This is a genomic window from Sutcliffiella sp. FSL R7-0096 (assembly GCF_038595065.1).
GTDB lineage: Bacteria > Bacillota > Bacilli > Bacillales > Bacillaceae_I > Sutcliffiella_A.
Genome location: NZ_CP152003.1, coordinates 4,083,563 through 4,098,476 on the forward strand (window position 1 = coordinate 4,083,563; position 14,914 = coordinate 4,098,476).

Below are 14,914 nucleotides of genomic sequence, written 5' to 3' on the forward strand. Positions count from 1 at the left end.
AAGGGTTGGTTTTTTTGTCTTTAGAAGAGGGCGCAGGGATAAAAACAATTAAAACCTGAATTCTGGTCTCAGATTGTCTTCATATACTACGGTTACCAAACAGGCGACTATCAAACACTCCAACAGACTAACATTTTATAAACCACTGTAACCTCTTTCCACCGCTCAACGTCTAACATATTAACAACCCCTAAAGAGGTGATCTGCAAAATGAAACTTTTCAAGCTCGCTCTGCTTGCTTTTTTCTTCACCATTCTATCGTTTACATCCCTCTCATCTACAGGCTTTGCGTGCTCCTGCCTTCCACCCGGCACGCCACAGGAAGAGCTGGCAAAGATGGATGCCGTATTCACTGGAAAAGTGTTAGATGTAAAAGAAAAATTCAACAGTACAACACAAGTAAAATTAAGTGTGACAGAAACATGGAAAGGTGTGAGCACTAAGGAAGTAGTCATATACACCGCCATGGATTCCGCAGCCTGCGGTGTTTATTTTGAAAAAGACAAAGAATACTTGGTCTATGCCCATTTGGAAGATGGAGAATATACGACCTACCTTTGTTCCAGGACAGCGGAGCTTCTACATGCACAGTCCGATTTGAAGGAACTCGGTGAAGGTACTGTTCCTCCAGATGATAGTAAATCAATCGCTACCTTCTCCACGCAAAACGCTGTAATAGGAACTCTTGGCTTGGCACTGGTTCTAGGTGCATGTTTCTTCTATCGATGGAAAGGTACAAAATAAGATAACAGCAGAAAAGCACCCTTCCATTAGAAAGGTGCTTCAGTGTGTAGACAAAGCTTAAAATAATGAAATACTCTAGTTGATCGCAGTGGAAGGAGCGAAGACTCCTGCGGGAGGAAAGGACATGGAAGACCCCGCAGGGCGTAGCCCGAGGAGGCTTCCGGACTGCCCGCGGAAAGCGTAGCTCCTGGAACGAAGATCAACTCTTCCAACAGATAACCTAATTAGTTTATAGTTTGTCAACAGTCTGAAGCACCCTTCCATTAGAAAGGTGCTTTTATCGTCCTACCACCAGACAACGATTTTTCCATTATCCATTGTGATGACATACCCTATATAATCGCCAAGATCCACTCTCACTTCTTGACCCGTTTCCACTACCTCATGGATACCCTCCACAATTCCAGGATACTCTGTCCAATTCCCGGTAGAAAAATAATCAATTATCACATCTGCATTTGCAAGCTCTGCCACTGCAGCGCCTGTACTCATAAAAAGTAAAGTGCCTACTGTATCATGGTAAATCATGAACCCGTCTGATTCCGGTATCCCATAGAGGCTGGCACCATACTTTTCTGCAATGGCTATGGTACTTGTAAATCTATCGTCAACTATTTTATGGTAGGTGTAGTCTCCAATAGAGACTGTTTGAGGTTCAGTCTGTTCTTTAACCTCATCCTCTCTGTGGTTAACTGTTTCAGGTTCTGGGGGGGCTCCGGCCACTTCTGTTGGATTAGTAATAACCTCGGTAACTTCTTCTACTTTATTGCCATCTATGTGAAATGTATTAGTTGGGACCGCCATGCGTACATACTGATTGGAAGGTTTTATTGAATGAAAATCGTATGACTTACTTGCCTGAGTTTCCACTCCTTGACAGGAAGCTCCGATACTTGCAAATCCTAGTGCCGACAATAGGACAATTGCCATGCTCTTTTTACCTTTCAATGTGACCACTCCTTCTTTTTTACCTAACTATATAGACGCTAATAAGAGGAAGATGGTTTCATAATTTTGGTAATTAAATTCAACAAAAAAACTTGGATAACCCCACAGGCTATCCAAGTTTTTTATATTTTTAGCATTCTTCCGGCTTCCCTGCTTCCGTCGCTGTACGGAAAGACGAGCCACACCCACAATTTGCGATGGCGTTTGGATTGTCGATGGTAAATCCGCCGCCCATCATGGACTGTTTGAGAATGCTGATGTATCAAGGCTTTTTGGTGTTTGGGGAGATTATGAATTGGAATCAAGGTTGTTAATTGCAAGCCAACTCGATTGTTAATGTAGTTGACTGAATCGTACAAGGATCTATGTAAAGTCTAATTGAAATGATAAAATTGATTTAGCTTTTCATCAAATTCCTTCCAAGTAAATAAAGTGTACGGTTCTTTCATATCTAGTATTGTTTTTACATTCTTGGCTACTACATTAATCCGTTTTGTTGAGTTATCTCTTTTTCCCGCTGGAAAGATTGCTAATTTCTGCATTTCTTTTTTTCCGTTACACCATGTCCAATCTTTAAGTGGTAATTGTATGATTTCTTCTTTAGAAGGAATTACCTTTCCTTGCCAATCACATATTTCAAAAAGAGGATATTTATCTCCTGTCCATTGTTCAATAATACCAATAACCTTAAGAATAATATAATCCCCAGACAGTAATTGATAGCTAATGGCATCACCTGCTTTTAAATACGTATCAGTTACAAACCTCTTTGGTACTTTTTTAGTTTTTGGTTGTGAAGAATTTAATTGTTCTTTAAGTTTAAGTAGAACCGCTTCACGCTTCTTTTTTAATTTAGAGTCTTCTTCCCAGCGTTCAAGGTCAGCACCACTATCAATAATTTGAAGTGCTTTATTTTTTACTTGCTCTTGAAGTCTTCCTAATTTCCATTGTATTAAAGCAAATGATAACCAAAAAGCCGTGATTTCTTCATCATCTAATTCATTCAGAAATTCTTCAATCACTATTTTACTTGCTTCTTCATTCGAATAATTATCACCCAATAAATCCTTATATCTAAAGCTAACATCTTCGGCTACATCTTCGGATAATATTGCAACTCCCCAGGCACCCATTTTTTACTCCTCCAAAATGTCGCTAAATTTCTAACAACTGATGATTAACCGTTAGCATACACCTTCAATATTGATTCACAAACAGTTCATGAAACTGAATTTTGTACTCACTAGGTGCTTTTTCGCTTGAACGATAAATTTCGGCTCTTAATCCTGTTCTCCCCTTAATTTTGACTTGTTTCTTAGTAAGACTAATACTGCCCAAAACATAAGGAACATTAAATATTTCGAAGACCCCAAGAGAAATCACACGCTCTTCTCCTGTTGCCTTTTGGAAAATGTGTAAATTATAATTGGCTTTTACATAGTTTCTGATGATATTCTCTCTTGTTACTTTATATTGGATTTTCACCTCATATTCTTCATTCTCTTTTATGACATAAATAAGCGGTGTTTGCAGCTTATGATTTTGAATATACTTAATTGCACTTTCAATTTTGTCCTTTTCCAAGTGGTCAAAATCTGTAATATACCTTAGTCCTTCAATTAAACTATTTAATAATAATTGTTCTTTCATTTCTTGTGATGAATGTTTAAATCGTGTGTAATCTAATATTGCATGAGTGTACTGAAACCAGTCTTCCTTACTAGTACTAATATCAATAGCTTCTTCTAAAGAATTTACTAAATGGATATAAATTTCCTTATAGTTAGGTAAACGGATATCATATCTGCGGAGAACATCAGATAAGATGGTTGCATACATATTCTGATAGAAATAAACATCATCATCATGAAATCTAAAATTGTTAGAGATACGAACTCCTATAAGCCTTGTATCTAAAGGTCTTGGATTCTCCCTAAAATTTTGAATTATCCTCAATTTGTAATTCATACGATTTTGTATGGTTAGTTGTTGTTTGTTATCCTCCAAATGTTTGAGTTCTTCTTTGGAATGAGGGGCATCTTTAGCAGCCGTACTAATATCCCTCAAAAGTCCTTCCACATCAAAATCAAATTCTTTTTTAGCAGGGGCATGTGGTATACGAGGAATTGCTTCTTGCATCAAACCTAGTACAAGATGAAATGATTCTACGGACAATTTCCCATTGCCTTCAAAATTTGAGAGAATCTCTACCTCAGGATGAATTCCATAAGGCATAAGTACTTTTGCTTCCCGCTTCCTCGGTGGGTTATTCAAAAATTTAAATGATATACTATTGTATACACTACTATAGTTATTCATGATAATGTGTTTGTTAAGGAATAACTCCAGGATTGCTAAAGTCCTGTTGGATTCACTCTTATCTTTATAATCATGAAAATAAATATCAATTCTCAAATCATTACCCCATTCCACTCTTTTTTCAACTACAATTCTTATTTCATAATACAAGGGGGGAAAGTCTTGCCGCAAGTAGCAAAATTTCGTGACGTGTGAATGTAGTAGCCTATCACATTTCTCAACTAAGACTCCAGTGAAAATGTGGAAATATACCCCCACCTCTACAAATGAAAAGAGTCCCCTTAACTAACTTGTTGATGTTCCTTAATTAACTTATCTAATGTTGGTCTTGATATATCCAATTCTTTAGCAAGCTGAGTCTTCGATACTTCTCGATTCATATACCGTTTATAATGCTAATCGAAGTCGGAAAATGTATTTGAACACAATATTAAGCTAGATAATCAGGTGAAAGTTCATCCAGTGTTTCGATTTCATAATTCTTTCAAGCCAAGTAACGAAATATTTCCAATCCTTTCTGTAATCCCTTAAGGTTCTTTCTCTTAAACCTTCTGCACTCTTTCCCGCAATAACTAAGTCAATTGTTTGTTCCATTGTTAATTTTGGATATTCCTTTTGATTTGACATTTTTCCAACTGGTTTTTTCCTAATTCGCTTGTTCAAAGACATAAAAAAGCCTCCTCAAATAGTTTTGTTTTTCAACATTAACTATCGAGAAGGCATGTAATTCACAACTTTGATTTGGTGCATTTAGGGTTGTTATTATACATTTTGAGGATTGTGTACATTCAAAATTCCAATATAACTCATAACCCTTACCATTTCTTCAAAACCTTAGCAGTCCTCAGGTGTTCCTGCTTCCGTCGCTGTACGGAAAGACGAGCCACACCCACAATTTGCGATGGCGTTCGGGTTGTCGATCGTAAATCCGCCGCCCATCATGGATTGTTTGAAATCAATTTTCACATCCTGAAGAATCGGCTTGCTCTCAGCATCGATTAGAATTTTGATACCGTGCTGTTCTAATTCAATGTCCTTTTCGCTTTTCTCTTCTTCAAAACCCATTCCATAAGAAAGACCGCTACACCCTCCACCTTTAACGCCTACACGTAAGAAGACGGATTCATCTCCATGTTCTTTCATCATATCTTTTATTTGAAAAGCTGCTGCTTCTGTAATTGTGATTACATCACTCATATATTACACCTCCTAATGTATTTCCAGTTCACTTTTCTTCATTATATCGTGAAATACATATCTTCTCAATCTAACTGCTTCTATAGTATATGCAATTGGACCAAGCTGGTGTGATTAATAGTAAAAGGTTCCTGAGCAAATTACCTCTGCCGGACCACGCATTTTAACAGAACCTTCCTTCGTCCAGGTAATAAAGAGGTCCCCTCCTGCCAAATGAACAACCGTCTCTCTCTCTTGGGCCGTCTTTTCATTAAGTACCGAAGCCACTACTGCCGCACAAGCCCCTGTGCCACAAGCCTGCGTAATCCCTGAACCCCTCTCCCATACCCGGAAATGTAGCTCATCCTCTGAAACAACCTCCACAAACTCAACATTTACCCCCTCAGGGAATCGAGGGTCCTTTTCTACAATAGGACCAAGGGTTGTAAGAGGAGCATCCTTGATATTGTCTAGATAAAAAATGACGTGTGGATTCCCCATGGACACGGTAGTTATTTCGTAAGTTTCTCCGTCCACTGTAAATGGTTCCGCAATCAATGCTTCTTTTTCCTCCACCAGTATCGGTATTTCTTTGGTAGAGAGTCTCGGTTCTCCCATGTCTACAGTGACAGAGATAACCTTCCCACCTTCCACTTCTACTTCCGCTTCTACTAGGCCGGAGAGTGTTTCTATTTTAAAAGTTTTTGCATGGACGATTCCTTGCTCGTAAGCGTATTTGGCAACACAGCGAAGACCATTCCCGCAGTTTTTCCCTTCGGATCCATCATTATTGAAGATCCGCATTTTTACTGGCGCTATCTCTGATGGACATATCAATATCATTCCATCAGACCCGATGCCTGTATGAATGTTCGCGACCTTGACGGCAAGATTTGATAACTCTTCTTCTTTTAATTTTTCTTCGAACATATTCACATATATATAGTTGTTTCCTAATCCGTGCATCTTGGTGAATTCAAAGGAGCGCATCTTTATTATTCCTCCAAAAATAATTTATTTCTTCAAGTATAAATACATAAAGGAATGAACACAATAGAAATATCCCCCGTTTTATATGAAAAACCCATGTATCGTTTGCTTCTGTGGAAGCATGATAACATGGGTTTTTCTGGTTATGGTAAAAGGATTGTAAAGAAGAAGACCTGTTTCGTTAAAAAACCTTCTCTAGAAGGTCCTTCATCCACATTTTCATAAAAAATCCACCCGCCTATACATATAGACGAGTGGATTTGTCATTTTTAGAACAAGAACATACCTGCAATCGCAGCACTTAACAGGTTGGAAAGCGTACCTGCGATGATTGCACGGAACCCTAATCTTGCAATATCAGGACGACGGCTTGGAGCTAAGTTCCCAAGACCACCAAGTAAAATTGCCAAGGAAGAAAGGTTCGCGAATCCACATAGTGCGAACGATATTACCGCGATGGACTTATCACTGAATATATCTAGCTGTGCAGAGAATGTAGAGTATGCTACAAACTCGTTCAATACAAGCTTTTGACCGATTAAGTTACCAGCCGCTACCGCTTCACTCCAAGGGATACCGATTACGAATGCCAATGGCGCGAATAGATAACCGAGGATAAAGTCTAGGGAGAAGTTATCGGCACCGAACCAGCCACCTACTCCACCAAGAATACCGTTGATAAGTGCAATCAATGCGATAAATGCAAGTAGCATCGCACCAACGTTCAATGCAAGTTTTAAACCATCAGAAGCCCCGCGAGCTGCAGCGTCGATAACGTTAGTCGCTCTGTCTTCTTCAGATTCACCGATTTGGGCATTTGGATCTGTTTTTGGTTCTTCCGTTTCAGGAATAAGCATTTTTGCCATAATCAACCCACCAGGAGCTGCCATGAAACTAGCTGCCAAGAGGTACTCCAAAGGAATTCCAAGTGCAGCATAACCAAACAATACAGAACCGGCAACAGATGCCAGTCCACCTGTCATAACTGCAAACAATTCAGATTTTGTCATGCCCGCGATATAAGGGCGGATTACTAAAGGTGCTTCTGTTTGTCCAACGAAAATGTTAGCAGAAGCGGATAGGGATTCTGTTCTGCTTGTCCCTAAAAGTTTTGCAAGTCCGCCTCCAAGGAAGCGAATGACAATTTGCATGATACCAAGATAATATAAAACAGAAATTAAAGCAGAGAAGAAAATGATGATCGTCAGTACGTGAAACGCGAATACGAAACCAGTCGCTTCTGCGCCAGGGTTACCAAGTACAGGACCGAAAAGGAAACCAATCCCTTCGTTTGCGTAATTGATGATATTCTGAACTAGTTCAGTCAAGCCAAGGAAAACTTTTCGACCTAACTCCCACTTCAAAACGATAAATGCGAATAACAATTGAATAGCTAAACCGCCTATAATAGTGCGGACCTTGATCTTTCTTTTGTTTTCTGAAAGTAGGAATGCGATTACAAAAATAACGGCAATCCCCATTAATCCCCAAAGGATATTATTCATAAAATTCACCTCTATTAGAAATTTCTGCAAGTTGTTTGTCGTCAGACATCTAACTATCACATTAACACTTTACTACGAAATGAAAGCGTTTGAAAGAACTTTTTTCTGTAAAAATGTTACAGGTAGAACGAAACCGTTATCAAACCAAGTTCCTCTTAAATAAATTACCCAACTTTTACAAAATAATGTATCGTCAATGAAAAAAACACACTTTATATATAGGTATATGGATTCATTAAAGTTGTTATAAGTTAGGATTTATGGTACTTTTGTATTAAATTATCAAGAAAGGGTGTTTGGATGGAACAATATTATAAACGCGATATTTCATGTGGTAATTGCAAACATTCATATAGTACATTGAAAATAAAATCCCGTTTCATTCGCCCTTTAACACACGATACGGATTTTTGCTCCACTTATCACTCCGAAGAGACAAACCCTCTCCTCTATTATGTATCTGTCTGTCCACAATGTGGATATGCTGTCACAGATGAATTTAGCGACAAGTTCACGTCAGAATCTCTTCAGGCAATTCGGACAAAAATACAAAAACATTGGCAATTCAAAGACTTCGGTCAGACACGAACGGTCAAAACCGCCATCAATGCCTACAAGCTGGGTATATATTCTGGAATAATAAAGAAAGAAACGGCTATCGTCATGGCAGGACTATACCTTCGACTTGCCTGGATCTACCGTACCGTTGAAAAAAACATCACCCAGGAACAACGATTTCTTAAGCTTGCTGTAGATCAATTTGAAACCTCTTATTCCACAGAGGATTTTGAAGAAAAAGAAATGTCCGAAATCAAGCTTCTCTATTTAATTGGAGATCTTCATACCAGGCTCAAAAACGAAAGACAGGCAATCCGGTATTTTCAATTGGTCATCCAGCATAGAACAAAAGAAAAGGAAAAGCGGCTAGTTGAAAAAGCAAGGGAACGCTGGTATGAGATTCGGACTGCCTCCAAACTGCCGGCTACAAGTTAAGCATTAATAAAAAAGCATGGAACCAAATTGTTGGTTCCATGCTTTTATTATGAGTAAAGAGTCTTATTAAAACATTGGGTTTTCTTCCAAATAGATGTATATGTTGTCTACCAGTTGGTCCGGCGTTTCACCGGAGACGACATCACCGTTCACAAGCGCAAAAAGCGTGTCGAAGCATTTACCGCAATAACCTAGACATCCATATTCCACTATATCCAGATTCGGATCTTTTTCCAATACTTCTCTCGCCTTTTGTGAACCACTGGCTAGATTGCTTATACAAAATTCGATGATCGGCTTCACTATTTTCACCCCTCTATTGCACTTTCATGCTACCTTTTTTTCCTTAAAACGTCAATTATCAAGCGTCATTTTTGTCGCTGACGGATAAATGAGATACTTAGCGGAAGCTGAACTATTTTCTGAAAGAATGTTGTTATTTTGTCATAATTTCGATATACTTTTAATGTTATTTTATTTAATCGTGTTATACATTTTGTCGAATGAAAGCGCAATTGTATCATAATATGTATTTTTCTTCACATAAAACTATAAGATATTACTAGATTCCTACTATTATATTCCAAAAACACCTTTTAATAGGTGTACGTTCATTATATTATGGAGATTTTACTAGCTTGAAAAGGGGTTTTAGCTGCTATGAAAAAACTTGTTGTGCTTGGCGCAGGTTATGGTGGAATGCGTATTCTACACCGTCTGCTACCTAATCAATTACCATCTGATACTGAAATTGTGCTAGTGGACAGGGCTCCCTACCATAGTTTGAAAACGGAATTCTATGCGTTGGCTGCGGGAACGATTTCAGACCATCATGTACGTGTCTCTTTTCCAGAACATGAAAGACTTTCTGTTAAATACGGAGAAGTTACTAAAGTGGATTTGGAGGAGAAAGTGGTTCACTTTGAAGATCAGAGTACCCTTGCTTTTGACGATCTGATCATTGGACTTGGCTGTGAGGATAAGTATCATGATATTCTTGGGGCGGAAGAGTACACATATAGTATCCAGACCATCAATAAATCCAGAAAAGCATATCAGGCGTTAAATGATTTGCCGGCCAACAAAGTTGTAGCAATCGTTGGAGGGGGATTAAGCGGCGTTGAAATTGCCAGTGAACTGCGCGAAAGCCGTCCCGATTTAACCATCAAACTATTCGACCGTGGAAAAATCATCCTTTCAAGCTTCCCGGAAAGACTTAGCAAATATGTACAGAATTGGTTTGAAACACACGGTGTGGAGGTAGTGAACGGTTCCAACATTACCCGTGTGGAAGAGAATACACTCTATAACCATGACGAACCGGTTCATTGTGATGTCATTGTCTGGACTGCTGGAATTCAGCCGAATAAAGTAGTGCGAGATCTTGAAGTAGAGAAAGATGGACAAGGACGTGTCGTACTGACAAAGCAACATAACATCCCTGGTCATGAAAACGTCTATGTGGTCGGGGACTGCGCAAGCCTCCCTCACGCTCCAAGCGCACAGCTGGCGGAAGGACAAGCAGAACAAATTGTCCAAGTATTAATGAAACGCTGGAACGGAGAAACGCCTCCTGAAGAGTTTCCTGCTATCAAGCTTAAAGGTGTACTTGGGTCTCTTGGAAAAAAACACGGCTTTGGACTCGTAAACGAACGTCCACTAACAGGACGAGTGGCAAGGCTATTGAAATCCGGTATCTTGTGGATGTATAAATATCATAATGGATAAAAAAGAATCCCCATAAGTCCAACGACTCTTGGGGATTCTTTTTACGATGCCACGTATCCGTGTTTTTCCATTTCAGAGTAGATTGTTTTTAACTTAGGGTTTCCTTCTCCCACAATCTCTCCTTCAATTACCACTACTGGATAAAACATATCCTCTTCCACGACTCTTGTGGCGAATTCTTTCTTCTCTCCGTCACATTCCTGCGTGTTGAAAATATCTATATAGGAGATGGTGAATTCCTGTTCTGGGAATTTTCTTGCCACTGCAGCCTCCAGCCATTCATATGTCTCTTTCGATGATGGCAGGTTGACACAGCTTGGACAAAGCACTTCTGCACCATACACACAAATTTCTACCGTTTTTTTCATAAGGCGACATCCCCCAACATTCACAGCATTTTCTCCATTTTACCGTAAAACGCTTACTTTTTCATGGAATTAATTTCGATTTCCTAAAAAGACCCAGTGCAGAGTCATAGATTTTTTTGGAGGTTTTCTTTATAATAGAATTATGTAAGGAAAGGAGCGATAACTTATGTCTAACCCGGAAATCAATGCGCAAGTTCAGGAAGTACTAGATAAATTACGTCCATTTCTTCTTCGTGACGGAGGGGACTGTGAATTAGTAGATGTGGAAGATGGCATTGTAAAGTTGCGTCTTTTAGGTGCATGCGGTTCTTGCCCAAGTTCCACCATCACATTAAAAGCTGGTATTGAGCGTGCATTACTTGAAGAAGTACCAGGCATCATCGAAGTAGAGCAAGTATTCTAATTAATGATAAAAAACCTGCAAGCACATATAAGTCTTGCAGGTTTTTTTCATTTGGCTGTTTTCTAAAAAATTGTTGTCCTTGGCTATAAAATTTGTCTGTTCCTTTTCGCTGCTGTCACCCGCTTTACTCGGGGCGATCCTTGAGCCTCATCACTTCGTTGCGTGGTCTCAAGTCTACCGCTACCTCCCGCAGGAGTCGTGTGACTTCCGCTCCAATCCACTCATTTGTAAAATCAGCCTTTCATTTATATGGAAGATACCCTACATAAATGATTCGAATGCACCTCGCTGCCCATTTTACTTACTTGCAGCAGTTCTACCTTATACTGTGGGAACTCGAAAGCAAGCGCACTTACTACGTTTCTCCCCTTTCCTTTTTCACAAAAGCAGATGACGGTAGGTCCTGCGCCGCTGATCGTGACACCGAACGCTCCTGACTTCCCTGCCCTCTCCTTCAGTTTTTGAAATTCTGGAAACAGCTTCTGACGATATGGCTCATGGAAGATATCACTTTCCATCATTTTCCCGACAAGATCCCATTTCTTCAACATAAATGCACCTAGCATAACATTTGCATGGCTGCTTCCCGCAACCGCTTCACCAAAAGCAAGCCTTTCCGGCAACAAACCTCGGGAGTCCTTTGTTTTCGCCTCGAAATCTGGAATGACCGCGACCATCTCCAAATCCTCTACAGGAAGCTTTACATACTCCCAATTATCATTCTGATAGGTAGAGACAACAAGGCCACCATATAGGGAGGCCGCAACATTATCGGCATGGCCTTCAAATTTGGCTGCAAGCTGCAGCTTTTCATCGGGACACAAATTTTTGTTACAAAGAACATTCATGATCTCAATGGCACCGACAATAGCTGCGGCACTACTACCAAGGCCCCTTGCCAAGGGGATATCACTCATGGTTAAAACGTGTACAGGGGGAGCTTCCCCCCCCCAGAGCTTTTGCAATTCCTGACAAACGGTCCAAAGGATGTTTTCTTCTTTTTTTATGGAGAGTGGCGGGACACTTGTAAACTTCCACTCGTCTGAATGGTTGACAAAAAGGGTGACATATTTATTGACGGCCATTCCGATTGAATCAAATCCAGGTCCTAAATTGGCAGAGCTTCCGGGGACTTTGATGACAAATCCGTCTCTGTATTCTTTCATACGGTTACCCCTGCGAATGATTTTACCAGTTGTGAATAGTCGTTCGGGATCTGCTGTACTTTTACATTGGCATAGTTAGTGGCAGTGACAGGGTCCTTCAACCCGTTTCCTGTCAGCACACAGACAATCTGTTTTCCCTTAGAAAGTTCCCCTGTCTTCAGTTGCTTTATGACTCCGGCAACAGATGCACTTGATGCTGGTTCTGCAAACACACCCTCCGTCTGTGCAAGGAGTTTATATGCGTACAACATTTCTTCATCGGTAACAAAATCAATCTTCCCATTGGACTCTTCTCCTGCCTGGACAGCGTATTCCCAGCTTGCTGGGTTTCCAATCCGGATGGCAGTCGCAATTGTTTCTGGATTCGGTATGACTCGGTTCTGCACGATTGCCGCAGCACCTTCTGCCTCGAATCCTCGCATTTCCGGTAAGCCTGATGCGCGAATGCGATGATATTCTTGAAATCCTCGCCAATAGGCTGTGATATTTCCAGCGTTCCCAACAGGTAGAGCTAGTACATCTGGCGCCTTCCCAAGTTGGTCGCACACTTCGAATGCAGCGGTCTTCTGCCCTTCGATCCGATAAGGATTCAAAGAGTTTACTAGTGTGATAGGAAGCTCTTCTGATAATCTGCGTACCATCTGCAGTGCCTCATCAAAATTTCCATCCAAGGAGTAGATTTCTGCTCCATACATCACAGCCTGTGCAAGCTTCCCTTGGGCGATTTTTCCGTCCGGGATGACCACGATACATTTCATTCCCGCTCTTGCCGCATAAGCAGCTGCTGAGGCGGAAGTGTTTCCCGTTGAGGCACAAACAACCGTTGTACTTCCTTCCTCCTTCGCTTTGGCTACAGCAAGTGCCATGCCTCTATCCTTAAAGGAGCCGGTCGGGTTCGCCCCTTCCACTTTCACATGGAGCTCCACACCAAGCTGATCAGAGAGTTTTTCAAGAAAAAGAAGGGGCGTGTTGCCTTCCTGAAGGGAGACGTTAGGTGTATGTTCATTTACTGGCAAATAGCTGCTATATTCCTTGACTAGACCTTTCCACATCATACAGCCACTTCTCCTTCCACCCGGTAACTGCTCTTGATTTCTTTCACATACTTCATATCGGCAAGCTCCTCTAGCAAATTCTCATACCGCTGAAGGGAGGCATGGTGTGTGACAACCACCACTTCCGCTAAAGCGTCTTCTTTTAATGGAAGTTGCAAGATTTTCTCGAAGCTAACCCCTTTCTGAGAAAAAAGATTCGTAATATGGGAGAGTACCCCGACTTCATCTTCTACATGAACGCGGAGGAAATGCTTTGCCTGGACCTCTTCCTTATCCTTTAATGTTTTCTGGAATTGAGGGGAGACCATGCTTTTTCCATTAACACCAAGGCGCATGTTCTTCATTACTCCTACTAAGTCGGATACAACGGCTGTTGCAGTCGGAAGGCTACCGGCACCTGGTCCATAGAACATCGTTTCCCCCACTGCTTCCCCGTATACATAGACTGCATTGTATTCGTTTTGAACACTCGCCAATGGATGTGCATGCGGTAGGAGTGTTGGCTGTACGCTGACCTCGACCTTTTCTTTTTCACGGTGGGCAATGCCGATTAGCTTCATCGTGTAGCCAAGCTTTTTGCTGTAGTTCAAATCTTCTTCTGATACGGCACTGATACCCTTCACCTGCACATCTTTGAGTTCAATATTCATAGAAAATCCTAGTGTGGAGAGGATGGCCATTTTCCTTGCGGCGTCAATTCCTTCCACATCTGCAGTTGGATCTGCTTCGGCAAATCCAAGTGCCTGTGCTTCCTTCAATACTTCCTCATAGGAAGAACCTTCGTTATTCATCTTTGTCAGGATGAAGTTTGTCGTTCCGTTCACAATCCCCATCATTTTGGTAATTCTATCTGATGCAAGGCCATCAACTAAACTTCTTAAGATCGGAATCCCGCCTGCGACACTCGCTTCATAAAATAAATCACAATTGTTCTCGGCTGCCGCTGCCAGTAATTCAGAGCCGTATACAGCCATCAGATCTTTATTGGCAGTGACCACATGTTTCTTATTATGAAGTGCCCTTAAAATGTGATGCCGCGTCTCTTCCACCCCACCCATCACTTCAATGACCACATCAATCTCCGGATCATCCAATACTTCCTCCGCATGTAACGTCAACAGTTCAGAATTTAAATCTACCAGCCGCTCCTTATGCAAATCCTTCACAAGCGCCTTCTTCACCCTAACCGGACATCCCACCTGATGCATCAACTTATCCTGATGACTCTCCACAATCTTCACAACCCCACAACCAACCGTACCTAATCCCAACAAACCAACCGAAATCACATTCACTACGCTTCACTCCCCTGAAGGGGGTCTGACCCTCACCGCTCTAATGCGTTAAAGGGGGTCTGACCCCTTTTTAAATTGTCTTTTCTACGTGTACATTTGTTTTTATATAATGGACATTATAATTTGGTTTTGTATGCTTGACAAGGGGTATTTTTAACGTTTTTTATGTGTAAGCGTTTACTGCGTTGGGGGAGTAAAGGAAAAATAATTGTTTGAATGAGAGA

Annotated in this window: 16 protein-coding genes and 1 pseudogene; 4 read left to right on the forward strand and 13 right to left on the reverse strand. The window is 40.8% G+C overall.

Annotation, left to right across the window (positions count from 1 at the left end):
- Positions 1-210 precede the first annotated feature (210 nt).
- Positions 211-744: a hypothetical protein gene (locus tag MKY77_RS21010; RefSeq protein WP_339147583.1), complete on the forward strand. Its 534-nt coding sequence runs from the start codon at positions 211-213 to the stop codon at positions 742-744.
- Between the two features lie 285 nt (positions 745-1,029).
- Here the strand turns inward: MKY77_RS21010 and MKY77_RS21015 are convergent, their stop codons facing one another.
- The 8 genes and pseudogenes from MKY77_RS21015 to MKY77_RS21050 form a co-directional block, all read right to left on the reverse strand.
- A complete protein-coding gene (locus tag MKY77_RS21015; protein ID WP_339147584.1) occupies positions 1,030-1,692 on the reverse strand; it encodes a hypothetical protein in 663 nt (220 codons plus the stop codon).
- Positions 1,693-1,822: 130 nt separating this feature from the next.
- Positions 1,823-1,939, reverse strand: a pseudogene (locus MKY77_RS21020) (iron-sulfur cluster assembly accessory protein); the annotation flags it as partial.
- 127 nt (positions 1,940-2,066) lie between these two features.
- Complete coding sequence (locus MKY77_RS21025) at positions 2,067-2,825, reverse strand: hypothetical protein (protein ID WP_339147585.1); 759 nt, start codon at positions 2,823-2,825, stop codon at positions 2,067-2,069.
- Positions 2,826-2,889: 64 nt separating this feature from the next.
- A complete protein-coding gene (locus MKY77_RS21030; RefSeq protein ID WP_342515463.1) occupies positions 2,890-4,125 on the reverse strand; it encodes a hypothetical protein in 1,236 nt (411 codons plus the stop codon).
- Positions 4,126-4,446: 321 nt separating this feature from the next.
- Positions 4,447-4,680 (reverse strand): hypothetical protein, encoded by a 234-nt coding sequence (locus tag MKY77_RS21035; RefSeq protein ID WP_339147587.1) that lies wholly within the window; start codon positions 4,678-4,680, stop codon positions 4,447-4,449.
- A gap of 165 nt (positions 4,681-4,845) precedes the next feature.
- Entirely contained in the window at positions 4,846-5,208 is a 363-nt protein-coding gene (locus MKY77_RS21040) for an iron-sulfur cluster assembly accessory protein (RefSeq protein ID WP_339147588.1), read from the reverse strand.
- Between the two features lie 114 nt (positions 5,209-5,322).
- Complete coding sequence (gene dapF / locus MKY77_RS21045) at positions 5,323-6,177, reverse strand: diaminopimelate epimerase (RefSeq protein WP_339147589.1); 855 nt, start codon at positions 6,175-6,177, stop codon at positions 5,323-5,325.
- A gap of 269 nt (positions 6,178-6,446) precedes the next feature.
- Positions 6,447-7,682, reverse strand: a complete 1,236-nt coding sequence (locus tag MKY77_RS21050) for a NupC/NupG family nucleoside CNT transporter (RefSeq protein ID WP_339147590.1) — start codon at positions 7,680-7,682, stop codon at positions 6,447-6,449.
- A gap of 300 nt (positions 7,683-7,982) precedes the next feature.
- Between MKY77_RS21050 and MKY77_RS21055 the strand changes: the two genes are divergently transcribed.
- Entirely contained in the window at positions 7,983-8,675 is a 693-nt protein-coding gene (locus tag MKY77_RS21055; protein ID WP_339147591.1) for a DUF2225 domain-containing protein, read from the forward strand.
- Between the two features lie 66 nt (positions 8,676-8,741).
- Here MKY77_RS21055 and MKY77_RS21060 read toward each other — a convergent pair whose 3' ends face one another.
- On the reverse strand, positions 8,742-8,981 hold the full coding sequence (locus tag MKY77_RS21060; RefSeq protein ID WP_339149881.1) for a YuzB family protein: 240 nt from the start codon (positions 8,979-8,981) through the stop codon (positions 8,742-8,744).
- A 354-nt stretch (positions 8,982-9,335) separates the two neighbouring features.
- Here MKY77_RS21060 and MKY77_RS21065 point away from each other — a divergent pair, with 354 nt between their 5' ends.
- On the forward strand, positions 9,336-10,403 hold the full coding sequence (locus tag MKY77_RS21065) for an NAD(P)/FAD-dependent oxidoreductase (RefSeq protein ID WP_339147592.1): 1,068 nt from the start codon (positions 9,336-9,338) through the stop codon (positions 10,401-10,403).
- Between the two features lie 41 nt (positions 10,404-10,444).
- On the opposite strand, the gene MKY77_RS21070 is transcribed toward MKY77_RS21065, so the two are convergent.
- The gene (locus MKY77_RS21070) at positions 10,445-10,771 is read right to left on the reverse strand and encodes a YuzD family protein (RefSeq protein ID WP_339147593.1); all 327 of its coding nucleotides are present in this window, start codon (positions 10,769-10,771) and stop codon (positions 10,445-10,447) included.
- 166 nt (positions 10,772-10,937) lie between these two features.
- On the opposite strand from MKY77_RS21070, the gene MKY77_RS21075 reads away from it, so the two are divergent.
- Positions 10,938-11,174 carry a NifU family protein gene (locus tag MKY77_RS21075; RefSeq protein ID WP_010196573.1) on the forward strand — a complete coding sequence of 79 codons (237 nt, stop codon included), beginning with the start codon at positions 10,938-10,940 and terminating at the stop codon, positions 11,172-11,174.
- Positions 11,175-11,419: 245 nt separating this feature from the next.
- Here MKY77_RS21075 and thrB read toward each other — a convergent pair whose 3' ends face one another.
- Genes thrB through MKY77_RS21090 form a run of 3 tightly spaced genes read right to left on the reverse strand, consistent with a single transcriptional unit; the run spans position 11,420 to position 14,690 of the window.
- A complete protein-coding gene (thrB, locus tag MKY77_RS21080; RefSeq protein WP_339147594.1) occupies positions 11,420-12,340 on the reverse strand; it encodes a homoserine kinase in 921 nt (306 codons plus the stop codon).
- Positions 12,337-13,392 carry a threonine synthase gene (thrC, locus tag MKY77_RS21085; RefSeq protein ID WP_339149882.1) on the reverse strand — a complete coding sequence of 352 codons (1,056 nt, stop codon included), beginning with the start codon at positions 13,390-13,392 and terminating at the stop codon, positions 12,337-12,339. The genes thrB and thrC overlap by 4 nt, the downstream gene beginning before the upstream one ends.
- Positions 13,392-14,690, reverse strand: coding sequence for a homoserine dehydrogenase (locus tag MKY77_RS21090; RefSeq protein WP_339147595.1), 1,299 nt, complete (start codon positions 14,688-14,690; stop codon positions 13,392-13,394). The genes thrC and MKY77_RS21090 overlap by 1 nt, the downstream gene beginning before the upstream one ends.
- Between the last annotated feature and the right edge of the window lie 224 nt (positions 14,691-14,914).

Excerpts from the sequence above, each read along its gene's own strand:
- MKY77_RS21010 (WP_339147583.1), top strand. The coding sequence starts at position 211 with ATGAAACTTTTCAAGCTCGCTCTGCTTGCTTTTTTCTTCACCATTCTA.
- MKY77_RS21025 (WP_339147585.1), bottom strand. The coding sequence starts at position 2,825 with ATGGGTGCCTGGGGAGTTGCAATATTATCCGAAGATGTAGCCGAAGAT.
- MKY77_RS21040 (WP_339147588.1), bottom strand. The coding sequence starts at position 5,208 with ATGAGTGATGTAATCACAATTACAGAAGCAGCAGCTTTTCAAATAAAA.
- MKY77_RS21050 (WP_339147590.1), bottom strand. The coding sequence starts at position 7,682 with ATGAATAATATCCTTTGGGGATTAATGGGGATTGCCGTTATTTTTGTA.
- MKY77_RS21055 (WP_339147591.1), top strand. The coding sequence starts at position 7,983 with ATGGAACAATATTATAAACGCGATATTTCATGTGGTAATTGCAAACAT.
- MKY77_RS21075 (WP_010196573.1), top strand. The coding sequence starts at position 10,938 with ATGTCTAACCCGGAAATCAATGCGCAAGTTCAGGAAGTACTAGATAAA.
- MKY77_RS21070 (WP_339147593.1), bottom strand. The coding sequence starts at position 10,771 with ATGAAAAAAACGGTAGAAATTTGTGTGTATGGTGCAGAAGTGCTTTGT.
- thrB (WP_339147594.1), bottom strand. The coding sequence starts at position 12,340 with ATGAAAGAATACAGAGACGGATTTGTCATCAAAGTCCCCGGAAGCTCT.
- MKY77_RS21065 (WP_339147592.1), top strand. The coding sequence starts at position 9,336 with ATGAAAAAACTTGTTGTGCTTGGCGCAGGTTATGGTGGAATGCGTATT.
- dapF (WP_339147589.1), bottom strand. The coding sequence starts at position 6,177 with ATGCGCTCCTTTGAATTCACCAAGATGCACGGATTAGGAAACAACTAT.
- thrC (WP_339149882.1), bottom strand. The coding sequence starts at position 13,392 with ATGTGGAAAGGTCTAGTCAAGGAATATAGCAGCTATTTGCCAGTAAAT.
- MKY77_RS21035 (WP_339147587.1), bottom strand. The coding sequence starts at position 4,680 with ATGTCTTTGAACAAGCGAATTAGGAAAAAACCAGTTGGAAAAATGTCA.